Origin of the sequence: Variovorax sp. V35, from assembly GCF_041154465.1 — a bacterium.
Classification (GTDB): domain Bacteria; phylum Pseudomonadota; class Gammaproteobacteria; order Burkholderiales; family Burkholderiaceae_C; genus Variovorax; species Variovorax boronicumulans.
This window is the reverse complement of sequence record NZ_AP028666.1, coordinates 3,774,223-3,786,532: the sequence shown is the minus strand read 5'-3', so window position 1 is coordinate 3,786,532 and position 12,310 is coordinate 3,774,223. Positions and strand designations below refer to the sequence as shown.

The window sequence follows — 12,310 nt, the reverse complement described above, 5'->3', positions numbered from 1 at the left end:
ACTACCTGGAAGACGTTCGATGACGAAGCGCTTGAGAACAAAGATGACACCCGCGCCGCTGGCCCTGGCCGTTGCACTGGCCCTGGCGAACGCGCCCCTGATGGCCCGGGCGCAGGGCGCGCCCCAGCCGATCCGCATCGCGGCCCAGCCGCTGGCCGAGGCGCTCAACGACTGGGCGAGGCAGACCCGCATCCAGCTGGTCGTGCAGCAGAGCCTGGTGGCGGGCAAGACCGCGCCCGCCATCTCGGGCAGCCTGACGGCCCGGCAGGCGCTCGACCGCCTGCTGGCGGGCAGCGGCCTGGCGGCCACGATGGAAGGCAATGCGGCGGTCATCAAGATGGCGCCCGCCACGGGCGGCACCTCCACGCTGCCGGCGGTGACCGTCGTGGCCGACGGCGAGGAAAGCGCCACGGGCCGGGTGCAGGGCTATGTCGCCAAACGCAGCGCCACCGCCACCAAGACCGACACGCCGATCATCGAGACGCCGCAGTCGATCTCGGTGATCACCGCCGACCGCATCGAGGCCATCGGCGCCACCAACCTCAAGGACGCGCTGGGCTACACGCCGGGCGTGTCGACTACCACCTACGGCGCCGACTCGCGCTACGACTGGATCTCGCTGCGCGGTTTCGACGCCTATTCGCCGGGCTTCTACCTGGACGGCCTGCCGCTGCGCAACAACAGCACCTGGGGCGTGTGGCGCACCGAGAACTACGGCGCTGAGCGCATCGAGCTGCTGCGCGGCCCGTCGTCGGTGCTGTACGGCATGAGCGGCCCCGGCGGGGTGGTGAACGTGGTCAGCAAGCGGCCCACGGCGGAGCCCGTGCGCGAGCTGCAGCTGCAGGTGGGCGACCACGCCCGCAAGCAGGTGGCGGGCGATTTCTCGGGCGCGCTCGATGCCGACGGCAAGCTGCTGTACCGCATCACCGGCCTCGTGCGCGACGCGCAACTGCCGGCGGGCAAGGAGGCCGACGACCGCATGTACATCGCGCCCGCGCTCACCTGGAAGCCGTCGGGCGACACCACGCTCACGCTGTTGTCGCAGTTCTCGCGCACGCGCGGCGGGGTCTACACGCGCGCACGGCCGCAGGTCGGCTCGCTCGATCCGACCGCGATCGGCACCACCATTCCCTCGAAGCTGTTCGTCGGCGAGCCCGGCTTCGACCGCTTCGACCAGGACCAGCAGATGGTCGGCTACCAGTTCGAGCACCGCATCAACGACACCTTCACGGTGCGGCAGAACGCGCGCTATGCGCACCAGAAGCTCGACTACACGGGCACGCAGCTGAAGGGCTTCATGGCGCTGAACCCCGACGTGCCGAACGACCCGCTCAACTTCCAGCAGATGTCGCGCAGCGTGTTCGGCAGCCGCGAGAACATCGGCGCCCTGGCACTGGACAACCAGCTGCAGGCCGATTTCCGCCTGGGCGAGACGCAGCACAAGGTGCTGGTCGGGCTGGACTACCAGCGCACGCGCATCGACCAGGTCACCTTCAGCGGCGGCAGCGCCTCGCCGCTGAACATCTACGCACCGGTGTACGGCGGGCCGATCGAGCGGCCCGCGCCGTATTTCGATGGCATCACCCGGCTTGCGCAGACCGGCGTCTACCTGCAGGACCAGATCAAGTGGGGCGAGCGCTGGACGCTGACGCTGGGCGGTCGCTACGACACCGCCGACAGCACCGTGGACAGCCGCCTCGACGGCTCGCGCCAGCGCATGCGCGACCACAAGTTCACCAGCCGGGCCGGCCTGGTCTACCTGCACCCGAGCGGCTGGGCGCCGTACCTGAGCTACTCGGAGTCGTTCGCGCCCACGGCCACCATCGACCCGGCGTCGGGCGACCCGTTCAAGCCCGAAAGCGGCAAGCAGTACGAGGCCGGCGTGCGCTACCAGCCCACGGGCAGCAAGGCGATGTACAGCGCCGCCATCTTCGACCTGCGGCGCAAGAACTACATCAGCTACGACGGCGAGTTCATGCCCAAGCAGACGGGCGAGATTTCGGTGCGCGGCCTGGAGCTCGAGGCCACGGCCGAGATCGCTTCGCGCCTGAACCTCACGGCGTCGTACAGCTACACGCCGCGGGCCATCGTCACGGCCAGCGCCAACACGAACGAGATCGGCAAGCAGGCCACGGCCGTGCCGCGCCACCGGCTGTCGGTGTGGGCGGACTACCGCTTCGCCGGCGGCGTGAAGGTGGGCCTGGGCGCGCGCTACACGGGCTCGAACTACGGCGACGGCGAGGCCGCGTGGCCGAGCAAGGTGCCGGCCTCGACGGTGTTCGACGCCATGCTCGGCTACGACATCGACCGCTGGAGCCTGGCGCTGAACCTGCGCAACCTGACCAACAAGACGTACTTCGCGAACTGCGGCTACCGCAACTGCTACTACGGCTACCCGCGCACGGCGACGGCCACAGCGACCTACCGCTGGTAGGTCAGCGACGCTGTGCCATCAGGTGCCGCCCCAGCGCCTCGAAGGCCGGCAGCGTCACCGGGTCGTTCGCGGCGTTGCCCGCGATCGGGTGCGAGGCGTAGCGCACGATCACCATCTCGGCCTTCGGGTCGATGTAGATGCGCTGGCCGTGCACGCCGCGCGCCATGTAGGCGCCGTGGTCGTTGTGCATCACCCACCACATGTTGCGGTAGCTCCAGCCCTGCAGCAGCGGGTAGCCGCCTTTGGTGAAGGCCGCCTTGTCGCCGCCGCGGCGGATGTCTTCGACGGCCGCCTTGGGCACGATTTGCCGGCCTTTCACGCGGCCGTCGTTGCGCAGCATCTCGCCGAAGCGCGCGAGGTCGCGCAGGCCGGTGTTCAGGCCGCCGCCCGCGAAGGGCGTGCCGATGGAGTCGACGGTGAAGTAGGCGTCCTGCTCGGCGCCCAGGTGGCGCCAGATGCGCTCCGACAGCAGCTGCGCCACGGTGCGGCCGGTGGCGCGCGCGATCACCCAGCCCAGCACGTCGGAGTTGACGGTCTTGTAGCCGAAGCCCTCGCCATGTTTGCCCTCGGGCTGCACGGTCTGCAGGAACTCGTAGTAGCTGCGCGGGCCGGTGTAGTCCTTCGGCTTGGGCAGCGGGTTGCCGGCCTGCGCATGGGCCCAGACCTCGGCCTTCGGGTCGGCGTAGTCCTCGCTGAACTTCAGGCCCGTGGTCATGTCGAGTACCTGGCGCACGGTGGCGTTGCCGAAGGCTGACTTCGCGAGCTCGGGCACGTAGTCGGCCACCTGCTTGTTGGCATCGAGCGTGCCTTCGGCCACCAGCATCGCGCCCAGCGTGCCGACCACCGACTTGGTGACCGACATGGCGCCGTGCTGGCCGTCGTCTTTCAGCACGCCAAAGTAGCGCTCGTAGACCACGCGCCCGCGGTGCAGCACGAGGATGCCGTCGGTGTAGGTGGCGGCCAGCGAGGCGTCCCAGGTCATGAGCGTCTTCGCATCGAGCGGCGTGAAGCGCAGCGTGTCGATGTCCTTGCGCAAGGCTTGGGGCAGGGCGGTGGGCGCACCGAGCCCGCGCGACACGTTCACGGTCGGCATCAGCTGGCGGAAATTCGACACGCTCCAGCGCATCGCCGGAAATCGGAAATAGCTGCCGTCCTCAAAGCGCAGCGTGCGCTCGGGCGGCGGCGGCGAGCCTGTCATCCAGCCGAGCCGGGCGGGGTCGCTGGCGGCGGCGTCGGGGTAGGTGGCATCGGCCGCGCCGGCCGACACCGCCAGGGCGGTGAGCGCGGCGGCCAGCAAAGCCTGGGCGCCAAGGCGGGTTCTGGAAGGGGCGAACATGGCAGTTCCGAAGCGAAGGACCGGCCCATTGTGGCCCTCGGCCCGGCCTGCGAACTTCTCACTGACAGCCGCGGCGCAGGTTGACAGGGCGCCGCTTCGGCTTTGATACTGAACCCTTCAGTTCATCATTCAACCCAAGGAGATTCCATGCAGAAGATCATTCCCTGCCTCTGGTTCGACGGCAACGGAGAGGAGGCGGTCAACTTCTACACCGCCATCTTTCCGAAGTCGCGCCTGACCGACACGCTGCTCTGGGGCGATGTGAATCCCGCCAAGAAGGGCAAGCTGCTCACCGCGACCTTCGAGCTCGACGGGCAGTCGTTCATGGTGCTCAACGGCGGGCCCGAGTACAAGATCACGCCGGCCATCTCGCTCATCGTGACCTGCGAGACGCAGGAGGAGGTCGACTACTACTGGGACAAGCTGCTCGAGGGCGGCGGCCAGCCCGTGCAGTGCGGCTGGCTCACCGACCGCTTCGGCGTGTCGTGGCAGGTCACGCCGATGCCGCTCATCCGCATGTTCCAGGACAAGGACGCGGCCAAGGCGGCCCGCGCGATGGCGGCCATGATGAAGATGATCAAGCTCGACATCGCCACGGTGAAGAAGGCCTTCGACGGGGAGTGAACCCCGCCGAAGTCCGGGTCAGACCAGCCGGCCGATCGGCTTCTTGCGCCACACCAGCCGGTAGTACGCGGTCTGCAGCAGCAGCATCGCGCCGAAGGTCACCGGGTAGGCGACCCAGATCCCATCCAGGCCCATGCCGAAGTGGCGGCTCATGAGCCAGGCCACCGGCACTTCGACGCCCAGGATGCAGACGATCGAGATGAGCGTGGGCACCAGCACCGAGCCGCTGGCGCGCATGATCCCCGAGATCGCCGAGGCCATGCCGAACAGCACCAGGCTCCACAGCATGATGTGCAGCAGGTTCTGCGCGATCTCGATCACCGGTGCGCTGGTGATGAAGAAGCCCATCAGCGGACGCGAGAACAGGTAGCCCAGCAGCACCAGCCCGCCCGTCAGCACGAGGTTCATGCCCAGCGCGGTCTGCACGATCGCCCCGAGCCGGTTGGCGCGGCCCGCGCCGATGGCCTGCGCGCCGAGGATCGACGTGGTGATGGCGATCGAGATGGCCGGGAACTGCACGTACGCCACCACCTGGTTCACCGCGCCGTAGGCGGCCGTGGCGTTGGAGCCATAGCTGTTGACCATCGACAGCAGCACCACTTCGGCCAGTGCCACCACGATCATCTGCACGCCCGTGGGCACGCCGATCTTCAGCACCGCCTTCAGCAGGTGCGGCTGGATGCGCAGGCAGCGCACGAACTCCGCGTCGGGCGCGAGCGGGCTCTTCTTCTGGCGCAACCGGAAGCCCAGCCACGTGGTCGCGACCGCGAACGACAGCACCGAGGCCCACGCGCCTGCCGCCACGCCCAGTTGCGGCAACCCGCCCCAGCCGCGGATGAGCGCGGGCGTGACGACCAGGCCGATGGCCGTGGAAATCAGCAGCGTCAGCAGCGGCGTGATGGTGTCGCCCACGCCGCGCAGCATGGCGGTGGCCAGCAGGAACAGGAACACACCGGGCATCGCGATTAGCATGATGCGGGCGTAGCGCGTGGAGTCGGCCAGCACGTCGGGCGGCGTGCCTAGCATGGCCAGCATCGGCGTGGTGAAGAGGCCGCCGAACACCGCGATCGCCAGGCCCAGCAGCAGGCCGACCGTGAGCGTGGTGCCCGCCACCGCCTTGGCCTTGGCCGCGTCGCGCGCGCCCCAGGCCTGGCCGATGAGCACCGAGGCGCCCGCGCCCAGGCCGATGATGAAGGCGATGAAGAAGAACATCACCGGGAAGAAGCTCGACACCGCCGCCAGCGCGCTCACGCCGAGCATCTGCCCGACGTAGACGTTGTTGATGGTGCCGGAGAGCGACTGCAGGATGTTGCTGAGCAACATCGGCGCCAGGAAGAACAGGAATACCTTCCACAGCGGACGCGGCGCACCCACCGGCGCCACGGGCACGCCGCGCAGTCCGCTCGGGTTGCCGGGGCTGGTGGAGGTGGTGCTGCTGCTGTCGGGCGCCGCGCTCATGCAGCACCCCAGCCACCGGCCGACAGCTTGTGCAGGTGCACGCGCAGGTCGGTGGGCCAGGGTTCCACGAGGTCGCTGAAGCGCTGATGCTCGCCCGCGAACAGCGCGCGCGTGGCTTCCTCGAAGCCGGGCAGGTTGCCCGCGATGGCGGTCATGAAGCGGTAGGTGGCTTCGCGCGCGGCGCGCACCGTGTCGCGGTCGGCGTGCACGTGGCGTGCGTCGTCCACCAGCTTGCGCAGCGCCACCGAGGCGCCGCCCGGCTGGCGGCCGAGCCAGTCCCAGTGACGCGGCAGCAGCGTGACTTCGCGCGCCACCACGCCCAGGCGCGGACGGCCGACGCCGCGCGGCGCGTCTTCGTGTTTCTCGGCTTCGAGCGCGGAGGTTTCGATGGCCTTCGGATCGCGCAGGTCGACATCGAGCTGCTCGCCGGTCTGGTCGTCGAACACGAGGCAGGTGGCGGCGTCGCCGCGCTCGCGCAGTTGCGTGAGCACCTGGGCCTTGGTGCCGGCAGCGACGCGCTGGAAGCCGGCAAACGCAGTGAATGTGGTCGGTAGTTCGTCGGGTGACATGCAGATTCTTTTTGGGTTGTCGATCCGGGCGGAACGAAACGAGGTTCGTAATCTACCCGCAGGACGGTTCAGGCGTGCGGCGTGTCGTGATCGCACAGCACCCGCAGCGCGGCATGGAGGTCTGGCAGGCATTGCGGGTCCAGCGATTTCACGGCATCGACGCAGATCGCTTCGACGGTGGTGATGGCGGCTTGCATCAACTTCTTTCCGCCGCTGCGAATATTCGCATGGCGCTGGGGGTCGTCATCGGGTCCCGTCGTGCGCTCGGCCAAGCCGGTCTTTTCGAGCAGCACCATCTTGCGGATGAGCGCCGACATTGGCAACCCCAGCGTGTGCGCGAGCTCGGTCATCGGCATGGCGCCGTTGCCGGCACGCAGCAACAGGTGGAGCAGGGTGAAGTCGTCGTAGTCCAGCCCGTGGAAGGCGCCCAGGTCCTCGTTGAGTTTCAGGCTCAGGCTGGCGTGGGCGCGGCCGAGGTCGAGGCAAAAACCCAGTGCGTCGGTGCTCATGGCGTGTTGTAGCCCTTGTCAGTGGTGCACTGGAGTTCCTCGCGCCAGAGCTCCAGCAGCTTTTCCAGCTCCGCCGCGCGGTCGAAGGCGGGGTCGTCGCGCTCCTTCACCCGGTCGATCACCTCGAAGCCGAAGTGCGTCGCGCCCTGCGCGACCCAGTCGCGCTGCAATGCCTTGTTGCGGTGCGAGCGCAGGTTCAACTCGAAGCGGGCGCGGTTCATGGCGCCTTCGACGTCGAGGCTGCCGGCCACGTAGACGCGGCCGTCCGTCAGGTTGCGGATCACGAAGACGCCAGCGGGGCGCACGCTGTCCTTGTATTGCTTGACGAGGGTACGTCGGGTGGAAGGAGATGGATTCATCTCCAAATATTACCCGGGCAAAATATAAAACACAATACACCCGGGTAAAAATAAATTCACTCGGCGCGCAGCCGGTGCCAGCCGCGCAGCACCCGCCGATGCACCGCCCGCACGATGCGCCAGGGGCGGCTTTCGCGCACCCGCGTCAGCACGCTGTCTTTCCATGCTTTCCAGCGCGGGTACCAGCGGGCGAACCAGGCCAGGCGCATCAGCGAGCCCTCGACCAACTGGAAGATCCGCGCGACCACGGCCGTGCCGGCGAGCTTGGCCAGCAGCAGCACAGCCATGCCGCTGAACGCGTGGCCACGGCCGAACAGGAATAGCGCCAGCAGCTTCACCGGAAAGAGCAGCAGCATCGGCACGAAGAACGCCAGCAGCGCGCCCCAGGGCGGCAGTGCGCGCAGCAGGTTCTCTAGCCGCGCCCAGAAGGGCAGGCGCGCCAGCCGCGCGACCAGCGCCGCGAGCGGGGCCCAGCCCCATTCCTCGAACAGCAGCACCGGCACGAGGATCGTGGTGGCAACGGCGCGAAACAGGGCGCGCAAGGCGCGCACGAGGGGGTTGTGCATGCGCGAAGGGTATCCGCACATGGCCGCGCGCCGCCGGGACCTTGCGGACCCGGCGGCGCATCGTTCGAAAAAGCGGCGTCTGCGCGCCTGTCTATTTGCGGCCGACGCTGCTGTCTTCCGCGGGCCGGAAGAACAGGTATTCGCCCCGGCCCAGTTCGGGCGTGACCTCGTAGCCGCTGCACCGCGTGACGTTGCACTGGATGATCACCACGCGCGGCCAGATGGTGGCCGAGGTCGGGAACCCCGGCATGTACTGCGGCACGTGCCAGACGCCGTAGTCGCCCACCGGCTCGGCGTTTTCCGTGCCGCTGGCGTTCTGCAGGCCGCTGCCCATGGGCATCCGCTCGATGCGGATGATCGGCGTGGCGGCGACCGACGCCGTCGCCACGCAACAGGCGGCCAGCCAGAGAGGAACGGTCCTGGTGTTCATGGTGATGGACTCCAGAGCCGACCTCATTGCGCGTCGGCCGGTGCCGAAGCCACCTCGTCGGCCGGTTCAGCCGGCAGGCGGCGCGTGATGCGCGCTTCCAGGATGTCCGGCTGCGGGGCCACGGCGCTCGCCATGACCGGCGCCGGCTCCGCCGCAGGTGCCGCGGCTTCTTCGGCGGGCGCTGCGGCCACGGGGGCCGGTGCCACTTCCGGCGCAGACACCGGGACGGCGGTCGCGGCCGGCGCGGGTTGCGGCGCCGGCTGTTCCTGCACCGGGGCTGCCATGGGCATCGCCTCGACCAGCGTGGCCGGTGCGGCAGGCTGCTGCACCGCCACGACCGGCGCGGGTGCCGGGGCCGGCGCCAACGCGACAGGCGCTGCAGGTGCCACGGGCGCCACCGGCTGGGGCACGGCCACCGCCACGGGGGCCGGCGCAGGTGCTGGAGCCGCGGCCACGGGCGCTACCGGCGCCGCCGGACGTGCCGCCACGGGCGCGCCGGCCGACGAGGCCTGCGGTCCGAACGCGCTCACGCGCTCTTCGGCGGTCATCGACTGCGGGCACTTCGAGCCGGTCATCTCCAGGGCCGCCTGGGCCGCCGGGTCCATGCAGTCCATGGCCAGCGACGCTGCCTTCATGCCCTTGTTCCAGAGCTCGCGGCTCATCTTCAGGCGCTTGCAGTGTTCGTCCGTCCAGGTGGTGCCGAAGCTCAGCCCGACCCCTGCGCCGTTGGCGCTGGCGCTGGTGCTGCCCATGCAGGTGTCGTTGCTGGTCGTCAGGTTCGGGCCGCTCACGGAGGGCACGTTCTTGACGGTGTAGCTGCCACGGTAGTCGACGGTGCTGGTCGTCGCGCCCGTGTTGTTGATGTTCTGTGTGCTGTTGCTGTCCACCGTGGCCCGGGAGGTGACTTCCGAGGGGGCGGAGCTGTTGAAATTCACCGCCTGGGTGTTGCCCTGGGCGTTGGTGGTGGCTGAACTCTGCGACTGGTTGTTGGCGCCACCCGCCGTGGTCTGCGCCAAGGCGCCGGCGGACAGGCCCAGCAAGGTCAGGGCAATCAATGTTTTCATTTTTTCGACTCCTTTGGGAAGCAGGGGAGGGGCGTGCCCCTCCCCGTTTCTGGTCCAACAACCGATGGTCCGGATCGCTCAGGGAGCGTTGGCCGTTGCGCCGGAGATCGCGCCACCGGCGGTGCCGCCACCGTTGCTGAAGCCCGCTGCGTTGCCCACGGCGAAGTTGATGACGCCCGTGGAACCGCCGGTCGAGCCCGACGTGGCCGAGGTCGTCGTGCCGTTGACGATGCCGTTGACCGCGCCCGAATTGGCGCTGAAGCCGGCCGTCGTGCCCGAGGTGCGCGTCACCACGGCCAGACCGCCGCCAGGACCTGCAGCGGTGGCTGCGGTGTTGTTGGTGGTGGAGCCGGCTGCGCCGCCTGCAGAGCCGCTCACGGGGTTGGCGCCGCCGCCGGCGTAGTTCGCATTGGCGCTCGAGGTCGCATTGGCCTGTGCATTCGCACCGCCTGCAGCCACGCCGTTGCCGGTCGTTGCTGCCACGCTGGTCACGCGTCCTTGCGTGGTGGCCGAGCCGCTGGCGGTGGCGCCGCCGACGCGCAGGAAGGCATTGCCTGCTGCGCCGCCCGCCGCGTTGGCCGTGGCCGACGAGGTGGAGCTGGCAGCGTTGTAGCTCAGTGCGCTGCCCGTTCCGGAGCTGGCGGCGACCGAGCCTGCCGAGCTGGAGGAGCCGGTCGTGGTGTTGGTGACGGCGAGCGCCACGCTGCTGCCGGTTGCGGTCCCGATGCCAGCCACGAGAACCACTGCCATGGCGATAAGAGTCTTCTTCATGATGCTTCCTCGATAGTGTTGAAACGAACCCGATCGCCGGGGAATCCGGCCATCAGCGACGGTCAGCGAGCACGGATTGAATGGATTCCGTTGCGACCGGGATGCAGTTTCAGCGGGGGGAAGGGATCGAAAAATGCCTCAGGCTGGGTAGTGCAAGGCTATGGCGAAAGCAATGCCCGAGGGCGTTTTGGGCGTTGGCAGAGAGCCGGTTCTAGGCCCTGTTCCCCTCGTGGGAACTATCACTTTGGTTCACAATCTGGCAATATTGCAACCGAAAGAAACCAAGGTAATCAAAAAAGCCGATAGCCGGAAAAAGAGTAGAAATCGATTAACTTTTGTTCACGAAGTCGCGACTTTTATCTGTGACAAGGGGGCTTAAATGGAAAACGATCTCGACATTTCATTGACCGATGTCGGTGGTGGCGCTAGGAAATTCTCCAATCCCGGCCAGTTCGGTGGGCTGCTGGCTCCCTCGGCGGATACCCTGCCGTGGCCGGACTACCTCACGGGCCAGGAAACCAAGCCCGTTCGTGTCCTGCTCGTCGACGACGACCCCTTTGTCCGCCGTGTCATCGCCCAGGAACTGCTGGGCGATCTGCGCATCCAGCTCGAAGGCCAGGCCGGTTCCCTGCGCGAGGGAAGGCGCCTCTTGATGCAGCATGAATTCGATGTGCTCATGGTCGACATCCGCCTCGGAGACGGCAGCGGATTCGAGCTCATCGAAGAGGCCAAGAAGCACCGCAGCGCGGCCGAGATCATCGTCATTTCCGCGCTGGAAGACGAGCCCCAGGTGTTGCACGCCTTCGAGCTCGGCGCCTCGGGTTACCTGGTGAAGAACGCCTGGTTCCAGAGCTATGCCCAGGCCGTGCTGCAGGTGGTGAATGGCGGGGCTGCCATCACCCCCCGGCTGGCGCGCCGGCTGCTCGTTCACCTGGACCACCAGCGCGCCAATCCGAGCCCGGTGCGCCCGCCGGACAGCAAGGCGACCCTGTCGGCACGGGAGCGCGAAGTGTTGCGACTTGTAGCCACGGGATATGTGACGGAAGAGATCGCGCTGCAGCTCACCATCAGTGCCCAGACGGTTAACGCGCACGTCAAGAACATCTACCGCAAGCTGCACGCCCATACCCGCGCGCAGGCCGTGAGTTTCGCCTCGCACCGGGGGCTGCTCTAGGGCGCGCTTCGGGCGCGCCGCGTTCGCAGCGGAGCCACCCATGCGCGCGCCCGCGCCCCCGCTCCCGCCGTATTTCCTGGAGGACCAGTTCGTGTGGCTTTCGATCGCCGCCTGGTGTGTGCTCCTGATCTGGCTGTGGCCGCGTGCCTCGCGCCAGCGGATGCTGCTGTGGGTGGGGCTCGCATTCGCGCTGCACCTGACGCCGGTGGTCGGGCAGGTGATTCGCGCGACCTCGGCGATCACCACACTGGGTACCGAGGTGCCGGCCGCCTTCTGGGCCCTGCAGGGGGTGAACGTCGCCGTGCTCTGCATGATCGTGGCCACCTGGTATTTCACGCGGCGCCGCCTCGTGCGCTACCGCCAGGCGCAGGCCGTGCTCGCCGAGCGCCGCCGCATCGCCAGCGACCTGCATGACGGCGTCGGTTCGCGGCTGGTGGCCCTCATGGCCAGCTACGACCCGCGCTCCGCCGACGCCCGCGAACTGTCGATGGCCCTGCAGGCCTGCCTGCTGGAGCTGCAGATGACGGTCGACTCCCTCGACGACCAGGCCGACACCAGCATCGGCGAGCGCCTGGGCCACCTGCGTTACCGACTGCAACCGGCGTTCGACCGGCTCGGCATCACGCTCGTGTGGAACGTGCAGGACGTGGTGCTGGCGCCGCCGCTGTCGCCCGAGGCCGCGATGCAGCTGTGCCGCATCGCGCAGGAGGCCTTGTCCAACGTGCTGCGCCACTCGCAGGCGACCCGCGTGGAGGTGCGCTTCGGCCCGCGCGAACGCTCGCACGGCCTGGTGCTCGAAGTGCTCGACGACGGGCGCGGCCTGGATGCGGCGGCCGGCGAACCGGGCGGCAAGGGCCTGCGCAGCATGCGCGAGCGCGCCGATGCGCTGCACGGCGAGCTGGCCGTCATGGACGCAGCGCCGCACGGGCTGCGCATCCGGCTCGTGATGCCCGGCGAAGTGCTGCCGCAGTCGGCGGTCGCGGCGCCGGCCGAGAGCACGTTGTAACCATCCCGCG

13 protein-coding genes are annotated in these 12,310 nt (G+C 68.5%); 4 read left to right on the top strand and 9 right to left on the bottom strand.

Annotated features, from left to right (window positions below; translation table 11 throughout):
• Positions 1-19 precede the first annotated feature (19 nt).
• Entirely contained in the window at positions 20-2,434 is a 2,415-nt protein-coding gene (locus ACAM42_RS17545; protein ID WP_369628869.1) for a TonB-dependent siderophore receptor, read from the top strand.
• A gap of 1 nt (position 2,435) precedes the next feature.
• On the opposite strand, the gene ACAM42_RS17540 is transcribed toward ACAM42_RS17545, so the two are convergent.
• On the bottom strand, positions 2,436-3,632 hold the full coding sequence (locus ACAM42_RS17540; RefSeq protein WP_369632779.1) for a serine hydrolase domain-containing protein: 1,197 nt from the start codon (positions 3,630-3,632) through the stop codon (positions 2,436-2,438).
• A gap of 285 nt (positions 3,633-3,917) precedes the next feature.
• On the opposite strand from ACAM42_RS17540, the gene ACAM42_RS17535 reads away from it, so the two are divergent.
• The gene (locus tag ACAM42_RS17535) at positions 3,918-4,394 is read left to right on the top strand and encodes a VOC family protein (RefSeq protein ID WP_062480220.1); all 477 of its coding nucleotides are present in this window, start codon (positions 3,918-3,920) and stop codon (positions 4,392-4,394) included.
• An 18-nt stretch (positions 4,395-4,412) separates the two neighbouring features.
• On the opposite strand, the gene ACAM42_RS17530 is transcribed toward ACAM42_RS17535, so the two are convergent.
• The 8 genes from ACAM42_RS17530 to ACAM42_RS17495 form a co-directional block, all read right to left on the bottom strand.
• Positions 4,413-5,852 carry an MATE family efflux transporter gene (locus tag ACAM42_RS17530; RefSeq protein ID WP_307638191.1) on the bottom strand — a complete coding sequence of 480 codons (1,440 nt, stop codon included), beginning with the start codon at positions 5,850-5,852 and terminating at the stop codon, positions 4,413-4,415.
• Positions 5,849-6,421 (bottom strand): DUF2239 family protein, encoded by a 573-nt coding sequence (locus ACAM42_RS17525; protein WP_070060635.1) that lies wholly within the window; start codon positions 6,419-6,421, stop codon positions 5,849-5,851. The genes ACAM42_RS17530 and ACAM42_RS17525 overlap by 4 nt, the downstream gene beginning before the upstream one ends.
• A gap of 68 nt (positions 6,422-6,489) precedes the next feature.
• Positions 6,490-6,930 carry a MarR family winged helix-turn-helix transcriptional regulator gene (locus tag ACAM42_RS17520; protein WP_369628868.1) on the bottom strand — a complete coding sequence of 147 codons (441 nt, stop codon included), beginning with the start codon at positions 6,928-6,930 and terminating at the stop codon, positions 6,490-6,492.
• A complete protein-coding gene (locus tag ACAM42_RS17515; RefSeq protein ID WP_369628867.1) occupies positions 6,927-7,289 on the bottom strand; it encodes a GIY-YIG nuclease family protein in 363 nt (120 codons plus the stop codon). Before ACAM42_RS17515 ends, ACAM42_RS17520 begins: the two co-directional genes overlap by 4 nt.
• Before the next feature lie 56 nt (positions 7,290-7,345).
• The gene (locus tag ACAM42_RS17510) at positions 7,346-7,855 is read right to left on the bottom strand and encodes a hypothetical protein (protein WP_070060632.1); all 510 of its coding nucleotides are present in this window, start codon (positions 7,853-7,855) and stop codon (positions 7,346-7,348) included.
• 91 nt (positions 7,856-7,946) lie between these two features.
• Positions 7,947-8,285: a hypothetical protein gene (locus tag ACAM42_RS17505; protein WP_062480212.1), complete on the bottom strand. Its 339-nt coding sequence runs from the start codon at positions 8,283-8,285 to the stop codon at positions 7,947-7,949.
• A gap of 23 nt (positions 8,286-8,308) precedes the next feature.
• A complete protein-coding gene (locus ACAM42_RS17500; protein ID WP_369628866.1) occupies positions 8,309-9,349 on the bottom strand; it encodes a hypothetical protein in 1,041 nt (346 codons plus the stop codon).
• A 78-nt stretch (positions 9,350-9,427) separates the two neighbouring features.
• Entirely contained in the window at positions 9,428-10,120 is a 693-nt protein-coding gene (locus ACAM42_RS17495) for a hypothetical protein (protein ID WP_062472930.1), read from the bottom strand.
• A gap of 379 nt (positions 10,121-10,499) precedes the next feature.
• On the opposite strand from ACAM42_RS17495, the gene ACAM42_RS17490 reads away from it, so the two are divergent.
• Together ACAM42_RS17490 and ACAM42_RS17485 are read left to right on the top strand one after the other, a co-directional pair.
• Positions 10,500-11,294: a response regulator transcription factor gene (locus tag ACAM42_RS17490; protein WP_062472928.1), complete on the top strand. Its 795-nt coding sequence runs from the start codon at positions 10,500-10,502 to the stop codon at positions 11,292-11,294.
• A 91-nt stretch (positions 11,295-11,385) separates the two neighbouring features.
• Positions 11,386-12,300 (top strand): sensor histidine kinase, encoded by a 915-nt coding sequence (locus ACAM42_RS17485; RefSeq protein WP_369628865.1) that lies wholly within the window; start codon positions 11,386-11,388, stop codon positions 12,298-12,300.
• The last annotated feature ends 10 nt before the right edge of the window (positions 12,301-12,310 follow it).